Below are 26,861 nucleotides of genomic sequence, written 5' to 3'. Positions count from 1 at the left end.
ATGAAAACATTTGCAGAACGACTGAACGCGGCTATGTCGGCCGCTGACATATCTCAAGGACAGTTGGCTGATAAAGTCGGTATATCCCAGCCTGCAATTCAAAAGATGACGTCAGGTAAAACGAGCGGCAGCCGTAAGATGGTCGAGCTAGCTCATGCTCTGGGTGTAAGGCCGGAATGGCTTAGTTCTGGAGTGGGGGAAATGCGGATTGATGGTAATGTGCCATCGGCGGCCCAACCGGTCTCGGAAACAATTGATGTCTTTCGGGTTGATGTTTTAGACCTGAAAGTAAGCGCTGGTCCGGGGTCTTTTATGATTTCTGAATTTGTTGAGGTCCTGCATGCTATTGAGTTCACAACTGAGCATGCCAGATCTCTTTTCGGGAACCGCACTCAAAATGATGTGAAGGTGATGACCGTAGACGGCGACAGCATGTGCCCGACAATACAGTCTGGCGATCGCCTCTTCTTTGACGTTTCAGTGAGGAACTTCAAAGTTGACGGGGTGTACGCTTTTGTTTTCGGCCAACACTTCCATGTTAAACGCTTGCAAATGCAAGGTTTGCAACTGGCTGTGCTATCTGACAATCCAGCTTACAAAGACTGGTATGTGACAGAAGAAAATCAGGACCAGTTGTACATCATGGGTAAGGCGCTGATCCATGAGTCCATTGCTTACAACAAGCTTTGACAGCTGGGGCTTCTGCAAGGTGTTCTGGTCGGCGCATAGCTGGTAGATACTTTGCTGCGCTTGGACAAAATACTGCCTGGAACTTCGGCAGTAATTTTCTGCTAAAGATGTTGGGTGCTTTTCCGATATATAAAAGCAGACGCAAATTTACATGATCTTTTGTGCTGTATCGCTTGCTGAAAGCTAGGTTTTGCGTAAACTTCAATTACTCAAATTTGAGTTAACAACATATAGGACAACCCACATGAAAAAATCTGCAAAGCTCTTTTTCAGCGCTATGGGCTCTATCCTTGACCTTTGCCCAGCAGGCGGTTACAGCGAATATCGTTACACGACTACGGACGCCGACTTGATCAAGTCTGATTGGGTTCGTGTCGGTGGTTATATGAGACACGCGGTAACCGATAATGAGCAGAAAAAAACCTCAAAGAAAGCCTCAAACCGCCGATCCGAGAAATCTTGTTAACCAACCTGCCACGTTAGGGCGAGTCCAGGACGGTAAAACAGAGCTTCTTGTAAATGAGGTTGTAAAAAACCCCCAAGTTCTTGAACGTCTCATGGATAGGCCTGAAATGGCAGGCATCATGATGCAAGTTACTCATACCAGATCAGGCCCTCTTCCTGATGCCGATGAGTTGGCTAGATACGAAAGAGTATCTCCAGGCTTTGCACGTGAAATAATGGAAATGGCTAAAGCCGAACAAAAACATCGACATGAGCATCTAAAAAAAGGACAAAATGGAGCCATCTGGCGAGATCGGTTAGGTCAGATATTTGCCATGATTTCTGTTCTTATTTTCGCTGGCTTAGCTTATGTGATGATCCAGCATGAGGCTTTTGGCTGGGCAACCGGTTTGTTAGGGGTCGAGCTAGTTGCATTAACAAGCGTTTTTGTAGCTGGACGAAAGGTCAAACAAAGTCCAAATCAAATCAAAAAATGATCATACCCGGCCGCCGCGCCGGGTTTTTTATTGCACACCCATAAAGCTATCCGCCATTCTGCCGATAACTATTCAGCCTGAAGCTGATAACAATAACTATCGCAACACTACCTGCCCGCCCGTGCGGGCTTTTTTATTGCCCCTTCCTCACCAACTCCGCAGCATCCCTGTTAGCTCCCTTCCCTATCACATTGCCGGTTTCATGCCGGTACCGTTCCAGCTTGTCGATGATGTTTTGCTGGGTCATGGGTAAATCAGCCAGTGACAACTCCATGACCGCCCGCCCCATCGCCTGAATTTTCATGCTTATACGCTCTTCATCCAGAACCATGCACATCCCTCCTGCTGTTTTTTTAAGCATAGCACTCATGATTTACAAAAATAAATTCATTTAGTTATCATTAATTTATAACTTATGTGATTGATATTATAAATTAGGTTATTGCCATCACTCATAACTAAGGTTATCTTTAATCCATCGAAACGAAACATCGACAGCTGAGCGAAGTTAGCCAGCGGCGAAGTGGAGATTCGGTCAGTCGAACGGCGCGACAGTAAACCATGCGTCGGACGCCCGGCGGGCTCAGGGAGAGCGGCAATGGTGCGTAACTGGAATGTTTTGGGGTGTGGTCAGTGAGAACGGCCTAATCGTGAAGAGGGCGCGGCTCATGCGGCTGGTTACCGCCCACACCGACCAAAGCATTTCTCCCGCATCAGCGGGTAACTACAGAGCCAACCTCAAGCACCGGGCGCCGATGCTTGGTGATGGTAATAATGCCATCTCAACCGCACAGGAGACGATGATCCTGTTCTGGTTGGATTGGAAAAGTCTTCTTGGCCCGCCAGCGCGCGGGCATTTTTTTGGAGGTTGCATGTTTGCTACTGACATCTCACTGAAATACGGCACTCATCAGCCAGAGACGATTCTGGAAACAATGCCGATTGAAGAAGCCTCCGAAATCATCAAGGAGAAGCTTCGTGATGAAGTGCGCCAGGAACTCGAGTGCGAGTATGGCGATCGCCTTTATGAGGCTGAAGAAGAGGCATCAAACTGGGAAAGCAGAGCTGATGACTATGAAAGCGATGCGACTTGCCTGGCTAAGGCCATAAGAGAGGCTTTTGAATCTGCCAGCTTTGAAGATGCAAAGGTGATCCTCCAGCGAGCGATGCAAGACCACAAAGACTATTTCTGAAGACCCGCTACGGCGGGTTTTTTATCGGCCATACATAGGCAGATTTTCGAGTCTGCCCATTTATGACAACTGGCGGCCATCCACCGCCAATTGAAACACTGAAAAAATGCGTTGAAGTCTTGTATTAACTGTTCCGTTCGCCGCGATAAGGCCAAGAGGATTTATGAGTGATTTGGAGTTGGGCTTAAAGATATACGCATTATGGTTTGTCGGGATGTTTCTGCTCGGCATAGCAATCAACTCGCTGACGAAAAAAGAACATCGCCAGCCACTTACAAAACTAGCCATTGACCATGTACGCATGTCTTCCGCAATAACCATTGTGGGCCTGATTGTGTGCGGTATGGGCTGGTTCTTATTCAAGGTGGTGTGAGATGACAGTCACCCACAACGGCAAGCAGTACACAGCCAAAAAGCTCAACGATAACGAGTGGCAGCTGACGTCGGTATCGAACCCGCGTGAAAAGCTGACGCTGAACCGCTGGCACATGAAGCTGGCTGACCTCCTGGAACAGGTTGAGGTGAAGGCATGATCAACCACTACGGCACCACCCCGCTCATTCGCCAGTGCGTCACGCCCGGGATGATGGCAATGCATGAAGGCCGAACATATCGGGTCTCAGCGGTCATTCAGGAGCGCAAATGGGTTTACCTGCACACCGATGCAGAAATCATCCGCCTCAGTGACTGCGTGATTGACGTTCTTCTGGACGGTCACGGCAACCCTATCCAGCACTAACCACCCCATTCAACCGATCGGCCTGGCATTACGCGGGCGGCATCTGCACATCCATATTTCAGGAGTTCAGCCATGAACGCATACCTCACTTACGATCGCATCGAAGATCGGCGCTGGGTTGAGCAGCAGCTCACCGACGAGAAAGAGAAGTGGATCGACGACCGGGCGAAAGAGTTGATCGCCATGTTCCCTGCGAAACCTCTGGAAATGAGCAGCTTGTTCCTGCCCCAGGAAGCCCAGTTTGCGCTTATCGGAGAAAAGGCCGAAGAGGCATACAACAAATACATTTCGGCCTGCGCATATGCCCGCGCCGAAGAAGAATGGCAGCGCCAAGCGCCCTGCCCGTTCTAAGGAGTGATCATGAGCTTAACCCTTGTTGATTTCGTCAAACAACAGGAGCCGCTTTTCATTAAGGCGGCCACTGACGAGCGGATGGTGTGGGCGAAGGAAAGTCAGTTCGCCATCCAGCTATTTCAGAACAACGACTACCTCGCGAAAGTTGCATTCCAGAACCAGACCAGCACACAGAACGCGATTATCAACGTTGCGGCCATTGGCATTTCGCTAAACCCAGCCCAGAAGCTGGCTTACCTGGTTCCGCGTAAAGGGGCTATTTGCCTCGACATCAGTTACATGGGGCTGATGCACATCGCGCAGCAGTCTGGCGCCATTAAGTGGTGTCAGTCGGCAATTGTCCGCAGAAACGACCAGTTCCGCCGGGAAGGACTCGATAAGCCGCCGATCCATATCTACAACGACTTCGATACCGAAGAGCAGCGCGGGGACATCGTAGGCGCGTATGTAACGGTAAAAACTGACGATGGTGATTACCTCACCCATACGATGCGCATCGATGCCATCTACTCCATCCGTGACAGGTCTGAAGCATGGAAGAAGTACAAATCTGACAACAGCAAGAAGTGTCCATGGGTCACCGATGAAGAGCAGATGATCCTCAAGACGGTCGTGAAGCAGGCAGCAAAATACTGGCCTCGACGTGAGCGCCTGGATGCAGCCATCGACCATGTTAATACCGAGGGTGAGGAAGGTATCAACTTTGCAGCAGAGCGCCAGCAAGAGCGCGATGTAACCCCAGCAGGGGACGAAATTATCAAAGAGATTAACGACGTACTTATCGCAATGGATAAGACGTGGGAAGAAAACCTGCTCCCAGTCTGTTCGCAAATTTTCCGTCGTGATATTCGCGATTCATCCGAACTTACGCAAGCCGAGGCAGTTAAGGCCCTCGGCTTCCTCAAGAAGAAGGCGGCAGCATGACACCATCCCTGCTTTCATTGTTGCGAAGCGGAAAACACAGCATTCGCGACATGGCAAAGATTTTAGGAATTTCAAGGTCTCGCGTTTCATGGTTCATCGCCGAGCTTGAGCGGCGTAAATGGATAGAAGTCACCAGGTGCGCGATATGGTTTCACGATGGCATCCGTTCAAATAAGCAGAACGTATACAGGGTAAAACTATGACACCAGAAATTATCCTGGCCAGGACCGGCATAGATGTATCCACCGTAGAGCAAGGTGATGAAGCATGGGCCAAATTAAGGCTCGGCGTTATAACCGCCTCAGAAGTGCACAACGTCATCGCCAAGCCAAGATCGGGAAAGAAGTGGACTGACATGAAAATGTCCTACTTCCACACGCTGCTCGCAGAGGTATGCACCGGCGTCGCGCCAGAGGTTAACGCCAAGGCGCTGGCCTGGGGCAAGCAGTACGAGGAAGATGCACGCACCCTCTTCGAGTTCACCACGGACGTGAAAGTCACGGAGTCTCCGATCCTGTTCCGTGACGAGAGCATGCGCACTGCGTGCTCCCCTGACGGCCTGTGCAGTAACGGGTTCGGCCTTGAGCTTAAATGCCCTTTTACCTCTCGCGACTTCATGAAATTCCGCCTTGGCGGTTTCGAAGCCATCAAGTCTGCGTACATGGCCCAGGTGCAGTACAGCATGTGGGTGACTGGAAAAGACGCCTGGTTCTTTGCCAACTACGACCCGCGCATGAAACGCGAAGGCATTCACCACGTCGTCGTTGAGCGGGATCCTCAGTACATGTCCGATTTCAACGAAATGGTGCCGGAGTTTATCGAGAAGATGGACGAGGCGCTGGCGGAAATCGGCTTTACGTTCGGGGAACAGTGGAAATGAAACGCACACCCTTCTACCGCCGGCCCGGGCGAACCGGGCAATTCTCTGGCCTACGTGAACGCGTTATCTGGATGATTCAGACGCGCGGCCGCCCGGTGACCGGCAGCGAAATCGCTGAGAAGTTTGGCGTAACCCTGATCGAGTTTAACCGGGTCGCCAACGGCATCACCCGCGGCTCCGGACAGATAGCGCAGATCGTTGAGTCGAAAAAATGGCTCAACGAGGACGGCATCTGTGACCGCACCTTCGACCTCGTAACGAAGCCGAAGGTTGTAACGCCGCAGGGTAAATCTCGGCTGTTCACCCGGCGCGCCATTGAGCAATCGCAGGAAGGTAGACGGCAGGAGTGCATAGCGCGTGCCGCCCGCCGTAGCCGCCTGATTGCTCAGGGCCTCTACATCGACGAAATGGAGTCCATCCTATGACTCACGCTCACGACGACATCAGGGTTGGCACACTGTGCCTTCCCTTCATTGGTAACGGCTGGCTAATGCCATGGGGTGAAGTTGTCAGCAATCCATTAAAGGCGCAGCGGCTAGCTGAGGAATATCGGGAAAGGCAGGAGGCGGCATGACTGATTACACCGGCAGCAACACGCCAGCGGATCAGCGAGACCTATGGCGCACTCCACCATCGCTGTTCGCTTCCCTTGATGCTGAGTTCTTCTTCCAGCTGGATGCCGCCGCGGCTCCTCATAACGCACTGTGCCGGAAGTTCATCACCGCCGAGCAGAATACGCTGGAAACGCCCTGGGCTGATTATCTGAGCATTCCCGGCTACGTCTGGCTGAACCCGCCATACAGCGACATTACACCGTTTGTTAATAAGGCCGCCGCCGAGAGCGCAAATCAGATCGGCACGGTCATGCTGGTTCCGGCAGACACTTCGGTTGGCTGGTTCAAAGAGGCTATCCAGACCGCCAGCGAGGTGCGCTTCATCACAGCCGGGCGGCTGGCATTTATCAACCCGGTCACCGGTAAGCCGGTAAGCGGCAACAACAAAGGGTCGATGCTCATAATCTGGCGACCGTACCCGCGTACACACTGCCACTTCGCAACTGTGGATCGGGATGAGCTGATGGCTTTCGGGGCGAAACTTCTCGCCCGTCGGGAGGCCGCATGACGCCAGCAAATGAAAACGCCGTCCGCGCAGCCTGCCGCCGCTGCACCGAGGAAATCCAGCAAGCCATGCGCAAGAAGCCAAAGCCTAACTGGAACGAAACGGTGCCTCCCATCATCAACAAGCATCACAAGAAAATTGAAGCTCTGGGAGTTAGCCTCCTGGAGTTCGTCGTATACACAGGTCGGCTTAATCGCCGTTTCGGAGTTGATTCATGAGCGATTCGATAGCAAACGGCGCGAAATTAACGCCGGAAACATTCGCAGATTTCATTGACCGTTTGACATATCACCATCGCGGAGAGGGTGTTAATCGTCACGCCACCGCCGATCCGATTTTCATGGTTCAGAAGCAGGCAACCATTTATGGCCTGGCAGAAGAGTACGGCGAATCGAAGATAGTCCATTTCGAGGAATGCGAATGGGACAGCCCGCAGGAGTATTGGGACGATCTGGATGAACAGCAGCAGGAAGAGTTAAACGCCATTTGCATTGACCAGTGCGACACTGCCTTTACCGATCTCGATGAAGACGCTCAGTGGGAAGTACTGGCTGACCTTGACGGCCACACTGTCTGCGGTACACGCAAAGAGTGGCAGAACATCAACGCTCATTTTACCCGTGAAGCGGCGGAGGCTTTCATTCGCCGCAAACAGCATGACTATCCTCCTCTGCGGGTCTACGTCGAGAGCATGTACTTCGGCTGGGAGTATCAGGAAATCATACGTGCTCTATGCGACGGAAGACTGGTGCTAGCCGAAAAAGATGGCGGTGCAGCATGAACAGAGCCTCACCCGTTGATTTGAGGAAAAGCCTCGAAATTGCCAATAACCTCGCGCAAATCGGGATTCGCTTTGTGCCGATCCAGGTGGCGACCGAGGAGGAATTCCAGACGCTGGCCGCCGAGTTATCCCGACGGCTTGAGCAGATGGCGGTCGAAGCCGAGAAGAATGAAGGCGGTGCAGCATGAAGGCACTAATAACCAGGTCGCTATCGCGGCCTTTTTTATTGCTGGCGTTCACATTCAACAGAATTAATCGACAGTTCCGGGAGCATTGACCATGGCCGACATCATCGATACCGCAGCAGAAATTGAAGAGCTTCAGCGTAACGCTGCCCTCTCCGCTCACCGCGTAAACCGTAACGCCATATCAGCTGATCGTTGTGAAGAATGCGACGAACCAATTCCCGAGCCGCGACGCGCTGCCGTTCCCGGCTGCCAAACGTGCGCGGAGTGCCAGGGCGTTATCGAATTGAGGAATAAGCAGAGGGGGATCCAGTGAAAGAGCGCGGAATGATTTTTAACGGCGAGATGGTCCGGGCCATTCTCGACGGCCGGAAGACTCAGACGCGGCGCATCATGAAAATTCAGCCGTCTGATGGCTTCCACCCAACGCATAACGGTTACGATCTGGATTTAAACGCACATTGGTACACACCTGGCGTGGTCGATAAAAATGGATACCTGCAGCCAGCAAAGAAAGATGTATTTGGCGTTGCTGATGAGAATGAAGGCTACACCTGCCCGTTCGGTGCAGTCGGCGATCGCATCTGGGTGCGTGAGGCTTTCCAGGGTCCGCTGGTTTCTGAGGAGTTTCTCGAAGAATACCGTGCCTATCCTGAAAAATTCGAAAATCCTGAATACTGCGAATATGCCGCAGACGGTGGACCAAGGCCGGAATACTGCGACCTTGACGATAACCTTCGTCATGGTTGGCGACCATCAATCCACATGCCGCGCTGGGCCAGCCGACTCACTCTGGAAATCACCAGCGTGCGGGTTGAGCGACTTAGGGATCTGAGTGAGGACGATGCAAAGTCTGAAGGCATCACGCCTCCTTCTGGCGGAGTTCTTCCCGGATGGGAATATCGCATTAACTTCCGTGAGCTTTGGATGAGCATCTACGGTTCCGATAACTGGGAAGCTAACCCATGGGTCTGGGTAATCGAATTTAAGGTGGTGCCCAATGTTCAGGATAATCCAGCCTAATACCTGGTACGCCGACATGTTCGGTGAGCCATGCAAAATCCTCCGCGCTACCCACGAAGTAATCCACTACATCCGCAACGGTCGCACCTGCATCGCCAGCATGGGCCGCTTTAACCAGGACTTCGAGCCGCTGACCAAAGCACAGGCTGAGCGGATCGCCGAAGAAATAGAAACAGCAGAACACCTGAAGAAGCTGCGCGCCCAGCGTGCGGCATGAGGAGTAATTATGGCAACAATGAAACAACTTGTTGAGTCAGAAATAAGTGACTTCTTTGCTATTTTTGGCAGCCCCGGCGAGCCGGTGACTATTGAGGAGGCGCAGAAAACGCTTCTCTTACGAATTTCCCCTTTGCTCAGCACAGATATGGCATGGATCAAATGCCCCGAACGTCTTCCAGAAACACATGAACAGGTTTTGGTTAACGATCTCAATGGTGAGGGCGTGCTTATTGCCTGGCGAGCTGAATGGCAGAGCGTTTCCGTCCCCACAGGAAAGTGGCAGTGGGTTTTCCAGATCGAAGGCATTGAGCATGATGACGTTCGAATCGAAGAGTGGCTTCCATACCCATACCCTTCTGCCTGACGCAACTGATAGCCAGTTATGAGCTGGCTATTGGGTGCGAAAGCACTGCTCCGTTATCCCTTTTGCCCGGTCCCGCGCCGGGCTTCTTTTTGCCTGATTTCGATTAATCAACACGTCAACGCGGCCTCGCATATAATGCCCGGCGGCTAAGGAGTTATAATGGCTAAGCTTCTCAACTTGCAGGAATGGGCTGCTGAGATCTACACGACTCCACCCTCCCTTTCTACTCTGCGTCGATGGACGCGGGAGGGGCGAATTTATCCTGCGCCAGAGCTGCACGGAAAGGAATATAAGGTTCAGCCTGACGCTATCTACGTGGATCCGCGCAAGAAGAATCTGCGCGCTAAACCGAAACACACCAAACTGCCGTCCGGCGGCACCTTACTGGAGAGACTGACTCATGGCGAAAAGGCCAGTACGTTACGACGCTAACCTGCCCCGTAACCTGACCTACCGTAAAAGAGACAGACTTTACAGCTGGCGCAATCCGGTGACCGGGCAGGAGATATCTCTTGGCCGAATTGATCGCAAGGACGCTGTTGCCCAGGCCATTGAGGCCAACAACTACATCGACCAGAATTACCTCCCCTCTTCTCTCTTGGATCGCATAAAAGACGTTCCCACTTTCACAGTGGCCGCATGGCTGGAGCGTTACGAGGTGATTCTCGAGCGGCGCGAGCTGAAACCAAATACGATGAAGGTCAGGCGAAACCAGATCGCCACCATAAAGGAAGAGTTCGGAAAAATACCCCTCGCCTCTGTCACGACAAGGGAAATCGCCTCATTTCTTGAAGCGTACATTCTCTGCGATAAAAAGAGCATGGCTTCCGGTCTGAGGTCTGTACTGATGGACATCTTCAGGGAGGCGATCGTAGAAGGACATGTCGACAGGAACCCGGCTGAGCCGACGCGAACGCCGACGCCGAAAGTTAAGCGAGAGCGCCTGTTGCTCGAACAATTCACCATCATCCGCCAGGCCGCGTTAACCCATTCTGACTGGGCGCCAAACGCATGCGATCTGGCGCTGGTCACCGGCCAGCGGCGGGAGGATATCTCACTGTTCAGGTTCAGTGACATTAAAGACGGGAGGCTTTTCGTTACTCAGGAGAAAACAGGTCACAAACTGGCGCTTCCCCTTGATTTGAGGCTGGACGTCGCCGGGCTTGTGTTGCAGGATGTCATTGAGCGATGCTCGGTAAATAACCCTTCCGACTTTATGCTCTACTCGCCGGTTCGCCGCGGTGGGAGAAAGCCGGGGCCGCTAACGCCTGACGGTCTTACCCAGGCGTTCGCAGAGATAAGGGATTCGACCGGGTTAAAATTCGGACCTAACCCACCGCCTTTCCATGAGATAAGAAGCCTGGCGAGCAGGCTCTATGAAAAGGAGCGAGGGGAAGAATTTGCTCAGCGTTTACTCGGCCACAAAAATTTAACAATGACCAAAAAATACCTGGACGCACGCGGTGCAGAGTATGTTATGGTTTAGACAGGATATGGAAAATTCGAGTAAATTTCGGGGGATTTCGTGTTAAGACCGAAAAAACCCTTGCAAAACAAATAGATAAAAAGAGACCGAATACGATTCCTGTATTCGGTCCAGGGAAATGGCTCTTGGGAGAGAGCCGTGCGCTAAAAGTTGGCATTAATGCAGGCTAAGTCGCCTTGCCTTTTAAGAATAGATGACGACGCCAGGTTTTCCAGTCCACAGCTAAAGCGGTCGGAAAAAAAGCGCCAGAGCATCATAAAATGTGAAAAACCGCAGTGCTTTCGCAAGCATCTGCGGTTTTTTATTGGAAACCTGAACGTTAGCAGAGCTTGTCGGCGCGCTCGATAAACGGGGCCAGGCTCATTTTCTGTCCCGGATTCGCCGGGTCATCGATCTGAATGATGCTAATCGGCTGGCCGCTGCTCTTTCCGCTGGCCACCTGCTGCTCGGCGGTTTCATTTAACGGGTATTGCACCAGCGTGCTCGGGTTGATGGCATACAGCGCATGGCCCGGACGGCAGGTCAGCATCACCTCTTCGCGGTTGAACGCCCATTTATCCTTACCCACTTCAAAACGGCTGACGGTGATAACCTGCGGTGCGGCAAACGCGCTCCCCGTGCAGGCCAGCAATATGAGAGAAAGTACTGTCTTTTTCATATGATATTTAACCTTGTCAGAAGGGTTCCCAGGTGGCGAACAGACTGACCGTTGCCAGTACCAGCGCCCCCAGCACCACTTCTGCCTGTGTCATCCTGATAAAAATCTGTTGTGCTCGCCCGGTCTCCGGACGAAACCGTGGCACCAGAAAATACCGATTTGCCAGCGCAATTACCACCATCAACGCCACCAGCGCACATTTGAACAACAAAAACTGCACGTAGTCAGCCTGCCAGGGAACATGGACGCCCAGTATCATGAGCGCATTGATCGCTCCGCTGAGCAGCACGCCCGCGACCGCATAATGGCCCACGCGCGAGAAGCGCATCATGGTATAGATGGCGGCATTCTGCCAGCGCCCGTTCGCCAGACGCATGCAGAACAGCAGGGGCAGTAATCCGCCAAGCCAGGTAGCAGCACAGATCAGGTGAAAAGCGTGATTAAGGCGCTGCAGCGCCCCCATCGGACCGTCGTTCATCGCCGCGTGCCCTACCCCCGCCAGCAGGATAAGCTGCCCCATGGCGAGCAGCAGCAGCCGCGAACCCTTCAGCGGCGCGAGCCATGCTGCAGCGACCGTCATCGCAGCGAGAATCATTTGCCACAGCCAGACGCCGCCAAACTGTGTCCTCATTACGCCGGACCAGACCTGTGGGGCAAATACATCGCCCCAACCGTTACCCATCTGCCCGCCCTGAAGCATAAACATCAGGAGTGCAGCCGCCAGGCTCACAAAAGCCGCCACTTTCTGCTGCAGCTGGAAACGTCGGGACATCAGCCGCTGGAGAGAGGAAGGCGCAAACCAGACGCTGTAAAGCGCGTTGCCAAAAATCAGCATCAGCGCCCCGAAATGGATAAAGCGCAACCCGATATAACACAGCGCCAGCATGCTATTTCACGCTAAAGTGATAGCTACCTTTGGTTTTATGACCGTCTACAGAGACGACATGCCAGTCTACCCGGTACGTCCCTGGCGTCAGCGTTTGGTCCAGCGGAACGGTGAGCTGCGCCTTGTTCTTTTCGTCGCGCGTGGCGGTTCCCGTTTTGATGACCTGCTTTTGCGCATCCGTCACCACCACACCGCTAAATTCCGGTTCGATGCCTTCTGAAAAATTCAGCGTTAGTGCCTGCGGAGCGCTCACCACGCTTTCCGATGCCGGGATCGGCTGCTTAAGGTGCGCATGCGCCAGCACGGAGGGGGTCATCATTGTAGAGGCCAGAAAAACCAGTGCGCATACCGCGCGGGAAGCGGAGAAACCCATCGCAATCATTCCTTTTTGTTATGTCTGTATGCTAAAGAATAACGCTGTATAATAAACGAGTCGAGGATCATCCTGCCTCCGCTTGTCATCGTCGTGCAATCGCGGTAACGTTGCCGCCGCATAAAAAGGAGAAGGTAATGAAGATCAATCTGGCCGCCCTTCCACAGGACGAGATGGATAAAGTGAATGTCGATCTCGCTGCCGCTGGCGTCGCGTTTAAAGAGCGTTACAACATGCCTGTCGTGGCTGAAGTCGTTGAACGGGAACAGCCCGCCCATCTGCGCGACTGGTTTCGCGAAAGACTCATCGCCCACCGTCTCGCCTCGGTCAACCTCTCCCGTTTACCGTACGAACCTAAAGTTAAATAAGCTTAACGAGCCGTTACACTTCCTTACGCTGAATCTGGCAGGATAAGAAAACCCTGATAAATTTAGGTGTATTCTTAAATCCCTGCGACTCAGTGTATAAGGAAGTCACGATGTCACATTGGAATATAGCGGCGGCCCAGTATAGCGGGCAGCATCAGAGTGTCGATGACCATATCACGCACCACCTGCGCTTCATCGCCGAAGCAGCACGGCAGGGGTGCGATCTGCTGGTGTTTCCTGAACTGTCATTAACAGGCTCGGGTACGACGACGTTACCTCTCCCACCCGACGACGCCCAGCTGGAACCGCTGCTCGACGCGGCGCATCGTTACCGGATAACCGTGATTGCCGGGCTCCCCGTGGAGCGGGATGGTCAGCGCCAGAAAGGTCTCGCGCTCTTCACCCCCGCTCGTCAACGCATCCTTCGCTACCCGCAAGGTGGCGGAGCCAGCCTGGTACCGGGAGAGAAACAGCTTAGCATTATTGATGCGCATGCCGATTCCCCCAATCTCGATCCCAGAGCGTCGCTGTTTACCAGCTGTCAGTCAGTGGAGGATAACCGCTGGCGGCAGTCCATCAGTACCCTGCAGCGCTTCGCGCATAAATATGCCATAGCGGTGCTGATGGCGAACGCCTGCGGCGGTAGCGCGCTGTGGGATGAGAAAGGCCAGCTGATCGTTCGCGCGGATAAGGGCGAGCTGCTGTTGACCGGCACGCTCGGCGGAGAGGGTTGGCAAGGCGATATCATTCCTTTAGGCTAGGCGTTTTAAGCTCAGGAGTGTTCAATGCTGCGCGTCATCGATACCGAAACTTGCGATCTTCAGGGCGGAATTGTGGAAGTGGCCTCTGTCGACGTGGTTGATGGTAAAATCGTCAACCCAATGAGCCATCTGGTGCGTCCTGACCGCCCCATCAGCCCTCAGGCGATGGCTATCCATCGCATTACCGAATCGATGGTGGCGGACAAGCCGTGGATCGAAGAGATCATTCCCCACTATTACGGTAGCCCCTGGTACGTCGCGCATAACGCCAGTTTTGACCGCCGGGTGCTCCCTGAAATGCCGGGGGAATGGATTTGTACCATGAAGCTGGCGCGTCGCCTCTGGCCGGGCATTAAATACAGCAACATGGCGCTGTACAAGTCCCGCAAGCTCAGCGTCCGCACGCCTGAGGGGCTTCATCATCACCGCGCCCTGTACGACTGCTATATCACCGCCGCGCTACTCATCGATATTATGAACACCTCGGGCTGGACGCCGGACGATATGGCAACGATTACCGGACGCCCCGCACTGCTGACCACGTTTACCTTTGGTAAATACCGGGGCAGAGCGGTGTCGGATATTGCGGATAAAGACCCGGGCTATTTGCGCTGGCTGTATAACAACCTTGACAAAATGAGCCCGGAACTGCGCCTGACGCTAAAGCACTATCTGGGCGAAGCTTAACGCTCTGCACGGCCTGGCAGCGTCTCCTGCGCCAGGCCAATCAGGAAGGCATACTCCAGCGCCGCCCCTTCATACGATTTAAATCGTCCCGATTTCCCGCCGTGTCCGGAATCCATGTCGGTACACAGCAGCAGCAGGTTGTCGTCGGTTTTCAGCTCCCGCAGTTTCGCCACCCATTTTGCCGGCTCCCAGTACTGCACCTGAGAGTCATGCAGACCGGTGGTGACCAGCATGTGGGGATAGGCTTTCGCCTCGACGTTATCGTAAGGGCTGTACGTTTTCATATAGCGGTAGTAAATCTCATCCTGCGGATTCCCCCACTCTTCAAACTCCCCGGTCGTCAGCGGAATGGATTCATCGAGCATGGTCGTCACCACATCTACAAACGGCACCTGCGCGACAATCCCCTTAAAGCGTTCAGGACGCTGGTTGATAACCGCCCCCATTAGCATACCGCCCGCGCTGCCGCCCATGCCAAAGCAGAGTTTCGGATCGCCATAGCCCTGATCAATCAGCGCATCGCAGACGTCGAGGTAGTCATTGAAGGTGTTTTTCTTTTTCAGGAATTTCCCGTCCTCATACCAGTGCTGCCCCAGCTCACCGCCGCCGCGAATATGGGCGATGGCGAAAACAAAGCCGCGGTCGAGCAGGCTTAAACGGCTGCTGCTGAAATCAGCATCCATGCTGGAGCCGTAGGAGCCGTAGCCGTACACCAGGATCGGGTTTTTGCCTTTCTGGAAATGGGCTTTGTGATAGACGAGCGAGACGGGGACCTCGACGCCATCCCGGGCGGTGACCCACAGGTGCTCGCTGCGGTAGTTTTCGGACTCAAACCCTTTAACCTCGGTCTGCTTTATCACCTGACGCTGCCCGGTATCCATGTCCAGCTCAAACAGGGTGTCCGGTGTGGTCATGGATGAATAGCCGTAGCGCAGCCGCGAGGATTCGGGTTCAGGATTGAATCCAATCCACGTCACATAGGCCGGGTCGTCGAACGCAATCCCCACCACTTCCCGCGTTTTGCGGTTGATTTGCCGGATGCTGGTCAGCCCGCGCTGGCGCTCCTCCACCACCAGCCAGTCGGTGAACAGGGTAAACCCTTCCAGCATCACCTGATCCCGCGCGGGGATAAGCACCTCCCACTTGCGCTCATCGCGCACTTTGGTTTTATAGAGGCCAAAGTTTTTACCCTCGCGATTCGAGCGCAGATAAAAGCTGTGCTGGAAGTGATCCAGGCTGTACTCATGATCCTTTCGGCGCGGCAGGAAACAGAGCGGCTGGGCGTCCGGCAGTTCGGCATCCAGCAGCAGGACTTCCGACGTCGTGGCGCTGGCCAGGAAGATTATCACATAGTGGCGCGAAGAGGTTTTATGCAGGCTGACATAAAACGTTTCGTCTTTCTCTTCATAGACCAGCTCGTCGTCTGCGGAGTCCGTTCCGATGGTGTGCCGCCATACCTGATAGGGCAGCAGCGTAGAGGCGTGCTTTTTGACGTAGTACACCGTCTCGGAATCATTCGCCCAGACAAAATCCGGGGAGACGTTTTCCAGCATTTCCGGATACCAGTTGCCGGTGTCCAGATTGCGAAAACGCAGGCCGTATTGGCGACGGGAGAGATAATCCTCCGCCAGCGCCATCACCACGTTATCCGGCGAAATGGACATGCCGCCCAAAGTATAAAACTCGCTGTGGGCCGCGCGCTGGTTGGCATCCAGCAGAATATCCCACGCATCCCATTCGGCGCTCAGGACCGACTGACGCTGGTAGATGGGATACTCGTTGCCGGGCTCATAAATATGGCGATAGCGATAGCCATTTTTGGTCCAGGGCGCGGAGATATCGCGCTGAGGAATACGCTGCACCATTTCATTCAGCAGCTGGTCCTGAAGCGTCTGCTGGCTGGACATGACCTTGCGGCCATAGTCGTTTTCCTCGTGCAGGTAGTCGAGCACCTCTGGCCGGGAGCGCGAATCGTCCCGTAGCCAGTAATAGTTGTCTATACGCGTATCGCCATGCGTGGTGATCGCATAAGGTATACGTCGGGCTTTCGGTGGCATGTCGTCATTCTTTTTCGTTTTACACCCTATAAGGTTGGCAAAACCCACGCATGATGCAAGCGAAACAGGGTCGCAACGGCGAGCACTAGCCCTGTAACGCCTGTTTTTGTTCCCGAATATCCCGCTCAATGCCCTCACGCACGTCCTGCGGGATCTTCAGCGCGTCGCCAAGCGCATTCAGGTAGCTGCGCTCCATAAAGTGATCGATATCGATGGCGGCACAGCTGAGGAAATAGAGTTCAAGCGCCTCTTCCTCATTTTTCACGCTTTGCGCCAGACGCTGCGGATCCAGGGGCTGTTCGATGGCCTGCGCCACCAGCGCTCTGCCCTTCTCTTCGACGCCGGCTTCGCGCAGCTGCTGTTCGATCGCCAGCCGTTCCTTATCGTCGATATGTCCGTCACTTTTCGCGGCAAAAACCAGCGCAAGAATGAGCCTTTCGGTACGCAGATCCAGCGGCGAGGTGTGCTCGCCGTAGTGCGGTTCATCACTGTGCGCGGTCCGGACCCTGTCCTTGTATTTATTCCACAGGACGGTGCCCGCAATGGCGCCCCCACCGGCCAGCAGCGCGCCTGTCCCATACTTTGCCAGCAGCTTGCGCGAGGATTTATTCGCGACCAGCAGGCCTGCCAGCCCGCCGAGCGCCCCGGGCACCAGTAGTTTGCTGAGATCCCGCTCGCCGGAAGACGACGTTTTCTGCCCTAACAGTGATTGCAATTGATTTAGCCAGCCAGACATGGTTTCCCTCACTTAACGGTGAACATGTTCCACAGCGTAAGCGAGCAGGCGTCAGGAAATGTCTGGGCGGGCTAAAGAAGCGCAAATTTCTTCTCCCCTCACCTGGCCGTGCACAAGACAGACGCAAACGTTTTCGTTTATACTGCCCGCAACTTTTTCAGGGGGATTGTTATGATTCGTTTAGGAACCGCGCTGCGACCTGCGGCGACGCGAGTGATGCTGTTGGGATCGGGCGAGCTGGGAAAAGAGGTCGCCATTGAGTGCCAGCGTTTAGGCGTGGAAGTCATTGCCGTAGACCGCTACGCCGATGCACCCGCCATGCACGTCGCCCATCGTTCTTATGTGATTAACATGCTGGACGGCGATGCCCTTCGTGAGCTGATTTCACGCGAGAAGCCTGATTTCGTTGTACCGGAAATTGAAGCCATCGCCACCGACACGCTGATTGCGCTTGAGCAGGAAGGCCAGCGCGTGGTGCCCTGCGCGAAAGCCGCAAAGCTGACCATGAACCGCGAAGGCATTCGTCGTCTGGCGGCAGAAGAGCTCGGGTTGCCCACGTCGAGCTATCGTTTTGCTGGCGATAAGGCCGCATTCCTGCAGGCCGTTGAGGAGATTGGTTACCCGTGCATCGTTAAGCCGGTGATGAGCTCCTCCGGTAAAGGACAGAGCTTTATCCGCGACAGCAGCACGCTGGACAAGGCGTGGGAGTACGCCCAGCAGGGTGGCCGCGCCGGTGCCGGTCGCGTGATCGTTGAAGGGGTGGTGAAGTTTGATTTCGAGATCACCCTGCTGACCGTCAGCGCCGTTGACGGCGTCCATTTCTGCGACCCGATTGGCCACCGCCAGGAAGATGGCGATTACCGCGAATCCTGGCAGCCGCAGCAGATGAGCGCCCTGGCGCTGGAGCGTGCGCAGGCGATCGCCCGTAAAACCGTCCTGGCGCTGGGCGGCTATGGCCTGTTTGGCGTGGAGCTGTTTGTGTGCGGCGATGAGGTGATCTTCAGCGAAGTCTCCCCTCGCCCGCATGACACCGGCATGGTCACGCTGATTTCGCAGGATCTCTCCGAGTTCGCCCTGCACGTGCGCGCCTTCCTCGGCCTGCCCGTCGGCGGTATCCGTCAGTACGGCCCGGCCGCCTCGGCGGTGATCCTGCCGCAGCTAACCAGCCAGAACGTTAAGTTTGATAACGTCGACGCGGCGGTGGGTGCCGGGTTGCAGGTCCGTTTGTTCGGCAAGCCGGAGATCGACGGAACCCGTCGTCTTGGCGTGGCGTTAGCCACCGGAGATAACGTTGATGACGCCGTGGCGAGAGCGAAAGCGGCCGCAGCAAGCGTTAAGGTAACGGGATAAAAAAACGGGCCGAAAGGCCCGTTTTTCATGCGGCGAATGACTTACTGCTTCGCGCCTTCTACCGCTTCGCGAGCCAGTTTGGTGATGCGATCCCAGTCGCCCGCTTCCAGCGCATCCGCCGGAACCAGCCATGAGCCACCGATGCACAGCACGCTTTTCAGCGCCAGGTAGTCACGGTAGTTGGCAGGAGAGATACCGCCCGTCGGGCAGAAGCGTACCTGAGAGAATGGACCGGCAATGGCCTGCAGCGCTTTGGTACCGCCGTTCGCTTCCGCCGGGAAGAATTTGAACTCTTTCAGACCGTAGTCCATGCCCAGCATCAGTTCAGAAACGGTGCTGATGCCCGGTATCAGCGGAATGGAACCTTCGGTGGCGGCTTTCAGCAGCGACTCGGTCAGGCCCGGGCTGATGGCAAACTGTGCGCCCGCTTCGGTCACTTCAGCCAGCTGTTTTGCGTTCGTTACGGTACCCGCACCGATAATGGCGTCCGGCACTTCTTTGGCAATCGCGCGAATGGCATCCATCGCGCAGGCGGTACGCAGGGTCACTTCCAGAACGCGAACGCCGCCCGCAACCAGCGCTTTCGCCATCGGTACAGCGTGCTCCAGCTTGTTTACCACGATAACCGGCACGACAGGGCCAGTGGTCAGGATTGCTTCTGCACTTGTTTTCCAGTTTTTCATCAGAGTCTTCTCTCGCCAGATCGTTAAAATCAAGTCGTCTTAAAACGTAATACAGGTTGCGCCCTGCTCAGCACCGGAGAGATTCTCACGCAGTGCGCCAAACATTTCGCGTCCTGTTCCCACGCGCGACGCGCTCAGGTCAGGAATATGGGGCTGACGTGCCGCCAGCTCGGCGTCATCCACCAGCAGGGTTAACTCGCCTGTCTGACCGTTAACGCGGATCATGTCACCGTCACGCACTTTCGCCAGCAGGCCGCCGTCGTACGCTTCCGGCGTCACGTGGATAGCTGATGGCACTTTACCTGAGGCGCCAGAGAGGCGTCCATCGGTCACCAGTGCAATTTTGAAACGGCGGTCCAATAATACACCAAGTGGTGGCATAAGTTTATGTAATTCTGGCATCCCGTTGGCTTTAGGGCCCTGATGACGCACCACTACCACGCAGTCTTTGTCGAGCAGACCGGCGTCAAAGGCAGGTAATACGTCGTGCTGGCTTTCAAATACCACCGCTGGCGCTTCGATAATCTGATTCTCTTCCGGTACGGCTGAGGTCTTCATTACCGCGCGACCGAGGTTACCGCTCAGCACCTTTGTGCCACCGTGAGGAGAGAAAGGTTTGTCGATGGTGGCGATAACCTGCGCATCAAGAGATGCGGTCGCCCCTTCGCGCCAGTCCAGCTCGCCGTTGTTCAGCCATGGCTCCTGGGTGTAGCGCTGCAGGCCAAAGCCCGCTACGGTGTTAACATCTTCATGCAGCAGACCGCCCTTCAGCAGCTCGCGCATGAGCAGCGGTACGCCGCCTGCGGCCTGGAAGTGGTTGATGTCCGCTGGACCGTTTGGATACAGGCGCGCCATCAACGGCACCACGGAAGAGATCTCGCAGAAGTCATCCCAGTTGATCAGAATGCCCGCGGCACGCGCCATGGCCACCAGGTGCATGGTGTGGTTGGTCGAACCGCCGGTGGCCAGCAGCGCGACAATCCCGTTGACGATAACTTTTTCGTCGACCATTTTGCCCATCGGCATCCATTCGTTGCCGTTTCCGGTCAGACGCGTGACCTGACGGGCCGCGGCCTCGGTCAGCGCCTTGCGCAGCGGTGCATCCGGCTGGATAAAGGACGAGCCCGGAAGCTGCATCCCCATAAACTCCACCACCATCTGGTTCGTGTTCGCGGTACCGTAGAACGTACAGGTGCCCGGCGCGTGGTAGGATGCAGCTTCCGCTTCCAGCAGCGCCTGACGATCTGCTTTTCCTTCCGCGTACAGCTGGCGAATGCGCACTTTTTCTTTGTTCGGCAGGCCGCTTGCCATTGGGCCCGACGGCACGAAGATCGCAGGCAGATGACCAAACGACAGCGCGGCCATCACCAGGCCCGGAACAATCTTGTCGCACACGCCGAGATAGAGCGCGCCATCAAACATGTTGTGTGACAGGCCCACCGCCGCGGACATGGCAATGACTTCACGGCTCAGCAGGGAGAGCTCCATACCGTCCTGACCCTGCGTCACGCCGTCGCACATGGCGGGTACCCCACCCGCCACCTGGCCGACCGCATTCACGCTGTGCAGCGCTTTACGGATGATATCCGGGTAAACCTCATAGGGCTGGTGCGCGGAGAGCATATCGTTATAGGCGGTAATGATGGCGATATTGTTACGCAACATGCTTTTCAGCGACGCTTTATCGTCAGGCTGGCAGGCGGCGAAGCCGTGCGCCAGGTTACCGCAGGCCAGCTGGGAACGGTGAACGGTGTTGCTCTTCGCCTGTTCAATCCGGGCGAGGTAGGCCGAACGGGTCTCTTTCGAGCGCTCAATAATGCGCTGTGTTACGCGTAACAATGTCGGATTCATAAAAGCTCCTCTCATTTATCTGTCCGGGCTCGGGAGTTTACAAAGTCGCTGGCAGTTTTTAACAACGCTGAAACGCTTGCTGTCCGGAGCTCAGGGGCAAAATCACTTCCGGCAGTGTAATAAAAAAAGCTCCGCGGGTGAATCCACGCGGAGCTTAAAAGTTGAAAATTGTGCCACGAGCTGTGTTAGATCATGTTACCGGTAAAATAACACTTTCGGGCTAGCGGATTATCTTACTCAAACTCGTTCCAGGAGCGGCCATCACGGGTGATCATTGCCACCGACGCGACAGGTCCCCATGTGCCCGCCTGATACGGTTTTGGCGCATCCTGATCGGCAGCCCAGGCTTCGGTGATGGAGTCGACCCATTTCCACGCCTCCTCCACCTCATCGCGACGCACGAACAGCGCCTGGATACCGCGCATGGTTTCCAGCAGCAGACGCTCGTACGCATCGGCCAGGTGCGTCTGGTTAAAGGTTTCGGAGTAGCTCAGATCCAGCTTGGTGGTCTGCAGGTTGTGTTTGTGATCCAGGCCCGGCACTTTGTTCAGGATCTGGATGTCCACGCCCTCGTCCGGCTGCAGACGAATGGTCAGTTTGTTCTGCGGCAGCTCCTGCCAGGACTCTTTGAACAGGTTCAGTTCCGGGTTCTTAAAGTAGACAACCACTTCGGAACATTTCGCAGGCAGACGCTTACCGGTGCGCAGGTAGAACGGAACCCCCGCCCAGCGCCAGTCGTCGATGTCCACGCGGATGGCCACGAACGTCTCGGTGTTGCTGGACTTGTTCGCGCCCTCTTCTTCCAGGTAGCCAGGCACTTTTTTACCTTGCGCAAACCCGGCGGTGTACTGGCCGCGAACGGTCTTCTCGCGCACGTTGGAGCGGTCGATGCGGCGCAGCGACTTCAGCACTTTCACTTTGGCGTCACGGATGCTGTCCGCCGTCAGATCAGACGGAGGAGACATGGCAATCATGCACAAAATCTGCAGCAGGTGGTTCTGGATCATGTCGCGCATCTGACCTGCCTGGTCAAAGTAACCCCAGCGACCTTCAATCCCCACCTCTTCCGCCACGGTGATTTCCACGTGGTCGATAGTGCGGTTGTCCCAGTTATTTACAAACAGGGAGTTAGCAAAACGCAGCGCCAGCAGGTTCAGCACCGTCTCTTTACCGAGATAATGGTCGATACGGTAGACCTGGCACTCTTCAAAGAACTCGCCTACCTGGTCGTTGATTTCACGCGAGGTTGCCAGGGACGTACCCAACGGCTTCTCCATCACGACGCGCGCCGGTTTGGCGTTCAGTTTGGCTTCGCCCAGGCCCTTGCAGATGGCGCCGAAGGTGCTTGGCGGCATGGCGAAATAGTTAATGGTGACACGGTTTTTCTGATCCAGCATCGCGCCCAAGCGAGCGAACGCGCTGACGTCATTCACGTCAAGGTTGCAGAAATCGAGACGACCGCTCAGGGTATCCCACAAACTTTCATCAATTTTTTCCTTCATGAAAGTTTCGAGCGCCTCGCGGACGACTTTGGTATAAGCGTCCTTGTCCCAGTCGGCGCGCCCAACACCCAGGATACGCGTATCCGGATGAATTTGGCCCGCTTTCTCCAGTTGATACAGGGAAGGCAGCAATTTTCGGCGTGCAAGATCGCCTTTCGCGCCGAAAATGACCAGGTCACATGCCTGGGCTGTTTGCGTTACCGCCATGTCATTCTCCTCAGTTGGATCACCTGGTACTTCTGCCAGGTATCGTTGTAATTTTATTACAATGCACTGTACTGCTTTTACGTCATTCCCGAAACCATTAGCGCTTATCGTCGCGTGCGATACCGCGATTTTTCACCCTTCGGATGATTTCGACGGCTTAATGACGCAACAACCGTCGTTTCTTTGCGCAACAGGGTCATAGCAAAACCCGACATCGATCAAGTAATGAAAAAAAACAACAACATTATCTCGTCGATTGTTACCCTTAATGGAAGCCACAGGGGTAATATCGGCTAAATCGAATCACGATTTCATCAATTAATGAAATCGTTTACACCCATGAGCGTCCTGTTAACATGAACATGCTGGAAAAAATCCAGTTTCAACTGGAACACCTTAGCAAATCCGAGCGAAAAGTGGCCGAGGTCATTCTCGCCTCTCCCGCTCAGGCGATTCATTCAAGCATCGCCGCTCTGGCACAGGAAGCGGGTGTTAGCGAACCCACGGTCAATCGTTTCTGCCGCAGCCTGGAAACGCGCGGCTTTCCTGATTTTAAACTGCATCTGGCACAAAGTCTGGCTAACGGCACCCCTTATGTTAATCGTAATGTGGATGAAGACGACAGCGTTGATGCCTATACCGCGAAAATTTTTGAGTCGGCCATGGCTTCGCTTGACCACGTCCGTCAGTCTCTGGACATGAGTTCCGTGAATCGCGCAGTGGATTTACTCACCCAGGCCAAGCGAATTGCCTTCTTTGGGCTCGGGTCGTCGGCGGCCGTCGCGCATGACGCCATGAACAAATTTTTCCGCTTTAACGTCCCGGTGATTTATTCCGATGACATTGTCCTGCAACGCATGAGCTGTATGAATTGCAGTGAAGATGACGTCGTGGTACTGATTTCGCATACTGGCCGCACTAAGAGTCAGGTAGAACTGGCGCAGCTGGCCCGTGAAAACGATGCCATGGTGATTGCGCTGACCACGGCGGGCACACCGCTGGCCCGTGAGGCGACGCTGGCGATCACTCTCGACGTGCCGGAAGACACCGACATTTATATGCCAATGGTCTCCCGACTGGCTCAGCTCACCGTGATTGACGTGCTGGCGACCGGTTTTACCTTACGCCGGGGGGCAAAATTCCGGGATAACTTGAAGCGGGTCAAGGAAGCGCTGAAGGAATCGCGTTTTGATAAAGAATTGCTTATAAAGAGCGATGTTCGATAGTTGATAACGAAGACGTCACGAATAATGACGAAGTAACGATTTACGGCATTCGGTCCCCTCTCCACTGCCTTGCAGCAGATGAAGGCCGATTCAATGTTCACGCAACACCAAAGTTGTTTCAGTCAACGGAGTATTACATGTCCAGAAGGCTTCGCAGAACCAAGATCGTAACCACCTTAGGCCCGGCCACCGATCGCGATAATAATCTCGAGAAAATTATCGCCGCTGGCGCCAACGTGGTGCGTATGAACTTCTCTCACGGTACGCCAGAAGACCATAAATTACGTGCCGATAAAGTGCGTGAAATCGCAGCCAAACTGGGCCGTCACGTTGCGATCCTCGGCGATTTGCAGGGTCCTAAAATCCGTGTTTCGACCTTTAAAGAGGGTAAAGTTTTCCTCAATATCGGCGACAAATTCCTGCTGGATGCCAACCTGGGCAAAGGCGAAGGCGATAAAGAGAAAGTCGGTATCGACTATAAAGGCCTCCCGGCTGACGTCGTACCTGGCGATATCCTGCTGCTTGACGACGGTCGCGTGCAGCTGAAAGTGCTGGAAGTTCAGGGCATGAAAGTGTTCACCGAAGTCACCGTCGGCGGCCCGCTCTCCAACAATAAAGGCATCAACAAGCTGGGCGGCGGCCTCTCTGCGGAAGCGCTTACTGATAAAGATAAAGCGGATATTGTGACTGCTGCGCTGATCGGTGTTGACTACCTGGCTGTCTCCTTCCCGCGTTGCGGCGAAGATCTGAACTATGCGCGTCGTCTGGCGCGTGATGCAGGCTGCGATGCCAAAATCGTCGCCAAAGTTGAGCGTGCGGAAGCCGTTTGCGATCAGGATGCTATGGACGACGTGATCCTTGCCTCTGACGTGGTGATGGTTGCGCGTGGCGACCTGGGTGTGGAAATCGGCGACCCTGAGCTGGTGGGTATTCAGAAAGCCCTGATTCGTCGCGCACGTCAACTGAACCGCGCGGTGATCACCGCCACTCAGATGATGGAATCGATGATCACCAACCCGATGCCAACCCGTGCAGAAGTGATGGACGTGGCCAACGCCGTGCTGGACGGTACCGATGCGGTAATGCTCTCTGCGGAAACCGCTGCGGGCCAGTATCCGGCAGAAACCGTGGCCGCCATGGCACGTGTTTGCCTGGGTGCTGAAAAGATCCCAAGCATCAACGTCTCTAAACACCGTCTGGACGTGCAGTTCGACAACGTTGAAGAAGCGATTGCGATGTCTGCAATGTATGCGGCAAACCATCTGAAGGGCGTTACCGCGATCATCACCATGACCGAATCTGGCCGCACCGCGCTAATGACCTCTCGTATCAGCTCGGGTCTGCCGATCTTCGCCATGTCCCGTCACGAACGTACGCTGAACCTGACGGCGCTGTACCGCGGCGTGACGCCGGTACACTTCGACAGCACCAATGACGGCGTGGCCGCGGCGCACGATGCCGTAAACCTGCTGCGCGACAAAGGCTATCTGGTCTCTGGTGATATCGTCATTGTGACCCAGGGCGATGTGATGAGCACCATCGGCTCAACCAACACCACGCGCGTTATGACCGTCGAGTAATAACGTCTCTGTTAAAAAGCCCTCTCCAGATGGAGAGGGCTTTTTTTATTTCGTTGGATAAAGCTCTTTGCGTTTATACGGCTCTTTTTCACCCGGCTTACGCGTTTTAAGCAGCTTCAGGATCCACGTGTATTGCTCGGCATGCGGCCCTACCAGGATCTCCACCTCTTCGTTCATCCGACGGGCAATGGTGTGGTCGTCAGCGGTCAGCAGATCGTCCATCGGCGGACGAACCTCAATGCTCAGGCGATGCGTTTTACCGTCGTAGACCGGGAATAGCGGGATCACGCGGGCACGACACACTTTCATCAGGCGGCCAATCGCAGGGAGCGTCGCTTTATAGGTCGCAAAGAAATCGACAAACTCGCTGTGCTCGGGGCCGTGGTCCTGATCCGGCAAATAGTAGCCCCAGTACCCCTGGCGTACCGACTGAATGAACGGCTTAATGCCATCGTTGCGCGCATGCAGGCGTCCGCCAAAACGACGACGCACCGTATTCCAGACAAAGTCGAAGATTTTATTGCCCTGGTTATGGAACATTGCCGCCATCTTCTGGCCCTGAGAGGCCATTAGCATCGCCGGAATATCAACGCCCCAGCCGTGTGGGACAAGGAAAATGACTTTCTCGTCATTGCGGCGCATCTCCTCAATGATATCCAGCCCTTTCCAGTCAACGCGATCGACAATTTTCTCCGGCCCTTTCAGCGCCAGCTCTGCCATCATCGCCATGGCCTGCGGTGCGGTGGTATACATCTCATCAATGATTGCCTCGCGCTCGGCGTCGCTCTTTTCAGGAAAACAGTAATAGAGATTGATCTGCGCGCGACGGCGGGCACTCTTGCCTAAGCGCCCGGCAAGACGGCCAATTTTACCCAGAACAGGATCGCGGACGGAAGCCGGCAGCAACGCTATCCCCGCAAAGGCGTAGACACCGAGCCAGGCGCCCCAGTTGCGCGGATGGCGGAAGGATTTTTCAAACTCAGGAATGTATTCAATATTGTTTTTTTGGGTTTCCATGCTGGATCCAGGGTCTGATGA

Annotated in this window: 38 protein-coding genes; 28 read left to right on the top strand and 10 right to left on the bottom strand. The window is 54.7% G+C overall.

What is annotated here, in order from left to right; translation table 11 throughout:
• Together ACOTXF_RS13820 and ACOTXF_RS13815 are read left to right on the top strand one after the other, a co-directional pair.
• The gene (locus ACOTXF_RS13820; protein ID WP_016042178.1) at window positions 1–690 is read left to right on the top strand and encodes an XRE family transcriptional regulator; all 690 of its coding nucleotides are present in this window, start codon (window positions 1–3) and stop codon (window positions 688–690) included.
• Window positions 691–1,097: 407 nt separating this feature from the next.
• Window positions 1,098–1,631: a DUF2335 domain-containing protein gene (locus ACOTXF_RS13815; RefSeq protein ID WP_208558436.1), complete on the top strand. Its 534-nt coding sequence runs from the start codon at window positions 1,098–1,100 to the stop codon at window positions 1,629–1,631.
• Between the two features lie 133 nt (window positions 1,632–1,764).
• Here the strand turns inward: ACOTXF_RS13815 and ACOTXF_RS13810 are convergent, their stop codons facing one another.
• On the bottom strand, window positions 1,765–1,962 hold the full coding sequence (locus ACOTXF_RS13810; RefSeq protein WP_049122774.1) for a hypothetical protein: 198 nt from the start codon (window positions 1,960–1,962) through the stop codon (window positions 1,765–1,767).
• Between the two features lie 337 nt (window positions 1,963–2,299).
• Between ACOTXF_RS13810 and ACOTXF_RS13805 the strand changes: the two genes are divergently transcribed.
• From ACOTXF_RS13805 to ACOTXF_RS13710, 20 genes are all read left to right on the top strand, one after another.
• Entirely contained in the window at window positions 2,300–2,824 is a 525-nt protein-coding gene (locus ACOTXF_RS13805) for a hypothetical protein (RefSeq protein WP_421635273.1), read from the top strand.
• Window positions 2,825–2,987: 163 nt separating this feature from the next.
• Window positions 2,988–3,197, top strand: a complete 210-nt coding sequence (locus tag ACOTXF_RS13800) for a hypothetical protein (protein WP_220419467.1) — start codon at window positions 2,988–2,990, stop codon at window positions 3,195–3,197.
• A 1-nt stretch (window position 3,198) separates the two neighbouring features.
• Window positions 3,199–3,357, top strand: coding sequence for a hypothetical protein (locus ACOTXF_RS13795; RefSeq protein ID WP_048206839.1), 159 nt, complete (start codon window positions 3,199–3,201; stop codon window positions 3,355–3,357).
• Window positions 3,354–3,563, top strand: coding sequence for a cell division protein FtsZ (locus tag ACOTXF_RS13790; RefSeq protein WP_006809788.1), 210 nt, complete (start codon window positions 3,354–3,356; stop codon window positions 3,561–3,563). Before ACOTXF_RS13795 ends, ACOTXF_RS13790 begins: the two co-directional genes overlap by 4 nt.
• Before the next feature lie 72 nt (window positions 3,564–3,635).
• A complete protein-coding gene (gene gamL, locus ACOTXF_RS13785; protein WP_045341999.1) occupies window positions 3,636–3,914 on the top strand; it encodes a host nuclease inhibitor GamL in 279 nt (92 codons plus the stop codon).
• Between the two features lie 9 nt (window positions 3,915–3,923).
• Complete coding sequence (locus tag ACOTXF_RS13780) at window positions 3,924–4,841, top strand: recombinase RecT (RefSeq protein WP_063159472.1); 918 nt, start codon at window positions 3,924–3,926, stop codon at window positions 4,839–4,841.
• Window positions 4,838–5,044 carry a winged helix-turn-helix transcriptional regulator gene (locus ACOTXF_RS13775; RefSeq protein WP_421635272.1) on the top strand — a complete coding sequence of 69 codons (207 nt, stop codon included), beginning with the start codon at window positions 4,838–4,840 and terminating at the stop codon, window positions 5,042–5,044. The genes ACOTXF_RS13780 and ACOTXF_RS13775 overlap by 4 nt, the downstream gene beginning before the upstream one ends.
• Complete coding sequence (locus ACOTXF_RS13770) at window positions 5,041–5,721, top strand: lambda exonuclease family protein (protein WP_045324630.1); 681 nt, start codon at window positions 5,041–5,043, stop codon at window positions 5,719–5,721. The genes ACOTXF_RS13775 and ACOTXF_RS13770 overlap by 4 nt, the downstream gene beginning before the upstream one ends.
• Complete coding sequence (locus ACOTXF_RS13765) at window positions 5,718–6,146, top strand: hypothetical protein (RefSeq protein WP_032634805.1); 429 nt, start codon at window positions 5,718–5,720, stop codon at window positions 6,144–6,146. The genes ACOTXF_RS13770 and ACOTXF_RS13765 overlap by 4 nt, the downstream gene beginning before the upstream one ends.
• Complete coding sequence (locus tag ACOTXF_RS13760) at window positions 6,143–6,295, top strand: DUF1317 family protein (protein ID WP_006809793.1); 153 nt, start codon at window positions 6,143–6,145, stop codon at window positions 6,293–6,295. The genes ACOTXF_RS13765 and ACOTXF_RS13760 overlap by 4 nt, the downstream gene beginning before the upstream one ends.
• A complete protein-coding gene (locus ACOTXF_RS13755) occupies window positions 6,292–6,843 on the top strand; it encodes a phage N-6-adenine-methyltransferase (RefSeq protein WP_097290174.1) in 552 nt (183 codons plus the stop codon). The genes ACOTXF_RS13760 and ACOTXF_RS13755 overlap by 4 nt, the downstream gene beginning before the upstream one ends.
• Entirely contained in the window at window positions 6,840–7,058 is a 219-nt protein-coding gene (locus tag ACOTXF_RS13750) for a hypothetical protein (protein ID WP_097290175.1), read from the top strand. The genes ACOTXF_RS13755 and ACOTXF_RS13750 overlap by 4 nt, the downstream gene beginning before the upstream one ends.
• Complete coding sequence (locus tag ACOTXF_RS13745) at window positions 7,055–7,621, top strand: hypothetical protein (RefSeq protein ID WP_063409879.1); 567 nt, start codon at window positions 7,055–7,057, stop codon at window positions 7,619–7,621. Before ACOTXF_RS13750 ends, ACOTXF_RS13745 begins: the two co-directional genes overlap by 4 nt.
• A complete protein-coding gene (locus tag ACOTXF_RS13740; protein ID WP_421635271.1) occupies window positions 7,618–7,809 on the top strand; it encodes a DUF1382 family protein in 192 nt (63 codons plus the stop codon). Before ACOTXF_RS13745 ends, ACOTXF_RS13740 begins: the two co-directional genes overlap by 4 nt.
• 91 nt (window positions 7,810–7,900) lie before the next feature.
• Window positions 7,901–8,122, top strand: a complete 222-nt coding sequence (locus ACOTXF_RS13735) for a TraR/DksA family transcriptional regulator (RefSeq protein ID WP_421635270.1) — start codon at window positions 7,901–7,903, stop codon at window positions 8,120–8,122.
• Entirely contained in the window at window positions 8,119–8,829 is a 711-nt protein-coding gene (locus ACOTXF_RS13730) for a hypothetical protein (protein ID WP_421635269.1), read from the top strand. Before ACOTXF_RS13735 ends, ACOTXF_RS13730 begins: the two co-directional genes overlap by 4 nt.
• On the top strand, window positions 8,807–9,046 hold the full coding sequence (locus tag ACOTXF_RS13725) for a DUF4222 domain-containing protein (RefSeq protein ID WP_059596181.1): 240 nt from the start codon (window positions 8,807–8,809) through the stop codon (window positions 9,044–9,046). Before ACOTXF_RS13730 ends, ACOTXF_RS13725 begins: the two co-directional genes overlap by 23 nt.
• Window positions 9,047–9,055: 9 nt before the next feature.
• Window positions 9,056–9,412: a DUF551 domain-containing protein gene (locus ACOTXF_RS13720; RefSeq protein ID WP_421635268.1), complete on the top strand. Its 357-nt coding sequence runs from the start codon at window positions 9,056–9,058 to the stop codon at window positions 9,410–9,412.
• Window positions 9,413–9,571: 159 nt separating this feature from the next.
• The gene (locus ACOTXF_RS13715) at window positions 9,572–9,844 is read left to right on the top strand and encodes an excisionase (RefSeq protein WP_103142239.1); all 273 of its coding nucleotides are present in this window, start codon (window positions 9,572–9,574) and stop codon (window positions 9,842–9,844) included.
• On the top strand, window positions 9,813–10,898 hold the full coding sequence (locus ACOTXF_RS13710; protein ID WP_421635267.1) for a tyrosine-type recombinase/integrase: 1,086 nt from the start codon (window positions 9,813–9,815) through the stop codon (window positions 10,896–10,898). The genes ACOTXF_RS13715 and ACOTXF_RS13710 overlap by 32 nt, the downstream gene beginning before the upstream one ends.
• A 319-nt stretch (window positions 10,899–11,217) precedes the next feature.
• On the opposite strand, the gene ACOTXF_RS13705 is transcribed toward ACOTXF_RS13710, so the two are convergent.
• From ACOTXF_RS13705 to yobA, 3 genes are read right to left on the bottom strand one after another with little or no spacing between them, the layout of a single operon-like run.
• A complete protein-coding gene (locus ACOTXF_RS13705) occupies window positions 11,218–11,556 on the bottom strand; it encodes a YebY family protein (RefSeq protein ID WP_008500468.1) in 339 nt (112 codons plus the stop codon).
• A 16-nt stretch (window positions 11,557–11,572) separates the two neighbouring features.
• On the bottom strand, window positions 11,573–12,442 hold the full coding sequence (copD, locus tag ACOTXF_RS13700) for a copper homeostasis membrane protein CopD (protein WP_049120303.1): 870 nt from the start codon (window positions 12,440–12,442) through the stop codon (window positions 11,573–11,575).
• A 1-nt stretch (window position 12,443) separates the two neighbouring features.
• Window positions 12,444–12,815, bottom strand: coding sequence for a CopC domain-containing protein YobA (yobA, locus tag ACOTXF_RS13695; protein WP_047747387.1), 372 nt, complete (start codon window positions 12,813–12,815; stop codon window positions 12,444–12,446).
• Between the two features lie 137 nt (window positions 12,816–12,952).
• Here yobA and ACOTXF_RS13690 point away from each other — a divergent pair, with 137 nt between their 5' ends.
• The 3 genes from ACOTXF_RS13690 to exoX all read left to right on the top strand — a co-directional run bounded on the left by ACOTXF_RS13690 (window position 12,953) and on the right by exoX (window position 14,631).
• A complete protein-coding gene (locus ACOTXF_RS13690) occupies window positions 12,953–13,183 on the top strand; it encodes a DNA polymerase III subunit theta (protein WP_008500465.1) in 231 nt (76 codons plus the stop codon).
• 110 nt (window positions 13,184–13,293) lie between these two features.
• Complete coding sequence (locus ACOTXF_RS13685; RefSeq protein WP_032675034.1) at window positions 13,294–13,944, top strand: carbon-nitrogen hydrolase family protein; 651 nt, start codon at window positions 13,294–13,296, stop codon at window positions 13,942–13,944.
• Between the two features lie 24 nt (window positions 13,945–13,968).
• Window positions 13,969–14,631 carry an exodeoxyribonuclease X gene (exoX, locus tag ACOTXF_RS13680; protein WP_008500463.1) on the top strand — a complete coding sequence of 221 codons (663 nt, stop codon included), beginning with the start codon at window positions 13,969–13,971 and terminating at the stop codon, window positions 14,629–14,631.
• Here exoX and ptrB read toward each other — a convergent pair.
• Window positions 14,628–16,688 carry an oligopeptidase B gene (gene ptrB, locus ACOTXF_RS13675; RefSeq protein ID WP_047747385.1) on the bottom strand — a complete coding sequence of 687 codons (2,061 nt, stop codon included), beginning with the start codon at window positions 16,686–16,688 and terminating at the stop codon, window positions 14,628–14,630. The two genes, exoX and ptrB, sit on opposite strands and share 4 nt — an antisense overlap.
• Before the next feature lie 85 nt (window positions 16,689–16,773).
• Complete coding sequence (locus tag ACOTXF_RS13670; RefSeq protein ID WP_021240435.1) at window positions 16,774–17,424, bottom strand: tellurite resistance TerB family protein; 651 nt, start codon at window positions 17,422–17,424, stop codon at window positions 16,774–16,776.
• Between the two features lie 171 nt (window positions 17,425–17,595).
• Here ACOTXF_RS13670 and purT point away from each other — a divergent pair, with 171 nt between their 5' ends.
• A complete protein-coding gene (gene purT / locus ACOTXF_RS13665; protein ID WP_234115275.1) occupies window positions 17,596–18,774 on the top strand; it encodes a formate-dependent phosphoribosylglycinamide formyltransferase in 1,179 nt (392 codons plus the stop codon).
• Between the two features lie 41 nt (window positions 18,775–18,815).
• Here purT and ACOTXF_RS13660 read toward each other — a convergent pair whose 3' ends face one another.
• The 3 genes from ACOTXF_RS13660 to zwf all read right to left on the bottom strand — a co-directional run bounded on the left by ACOTXF_RS13660 (window position 18,816) and on the right by zwf (window position 23,017).
• The gene (locus ACOTXF_RS13660) at window positions 18,816–19,457 is read right to left on the bottom strand and encodes a bifunctional 4-hydroxy-2-oxoglutarate aldolase/2-dehydro-3-deoxy-phosphogluconate aldolase (protein WP_047747384.1); all 642 of its coding nucleotides are present in this window, start codon (window positions 19,455–19,457) and stop codon (window positions 18,816–18,818) included.
• Between the two features lie 39 nt (window positions 19,458–19,496).
• The gene (gene edd / locus ACOTXF_RS13655) at window positions 19,497–21,308 is read right to left on the bottom strand and encodes a phosphogluconate dehydratase (protein WP_048962834.1); all 1,812 of its coding nucleotides are present in this window, start codon (window positions 21,306–21,308) and stop codon (window positions 19,497–19,499) included.
• Window positions 21,309–21,541: 233 nt separating this feature from the next.
• The gene (zwf, locus tag ACOTXF_RS13650; protein ID WP_008500457.1) at window positions 21,542–23,017 is read right to left on the bottom strand and encodes a glucose-6-phosphate dehydrogenase; all 1,476 of its coding nucleotides are present in this window, start codon (window positions 23,015–23,017) and stop codon (window positions 21,542–21,544) included.
• Between the two features lie 356 nt (window positions 23,018–23,373).
• Between zwf and ACOTXF_RS13645 the strand changes: the two genes are divergently transcribed.
• Entirely contained in the window at window positions 23,374–24,243 is an 870-nt protein-coding gene (locus ACOTXF_RS13645) for a MurR/RpiR family transcriptional regulator (RefSeq protein ID WP_008500456.1), read from the top strand.
• A 137-nt stretch (window positions 24,244–24,380) separates the two neighbouring features.
• Window positions 24,381–25,823, top strand: coding sequence for a pyruvate kinase (pyk, locus tag ACOTXF_RS13640; protein WP_008500455.1), 1,443 nt, complete (start codon window positions 24,381–24,383; stop codon window positions 25,821–25,823).
• Window positions 25,824–25,868: 45 nt separating this feature from the next.
• Here the strand turns inward: pyk and lpxM are convergent, their stop codons facing one another.
• On the bottom strand, window positions 25,869–26,840 hold the full coding sequence (lpxM, locus tag ACOTXF_RS13635) for a lauroyl-Kdo(2)-lipid IV(A) myristoyltransferase (RefSeq protein WP_008500454.1): 972 nt from the start codon (window positions 26,838–26,840) through the stop codon (window positions 25,869–25,871).
• Window positions 26,841–26,861: the final 21 nt, after the last annotated feature.

Source organism: Enterobacter cloacae complex sp. IR53041 (genome assembly GCF_049238285.1).
GTDB classification, from domain to species: domain Bacteria; phylum Pseudomonadota; class Gammaproteobacteria; order Enterobacterales; family Enterobacteriaceae; genus Enterobacter; species Enterobacter roggenkampii.
This window is presented reverse-complemented; position numbering and strand designations above follow the sequence as displayed.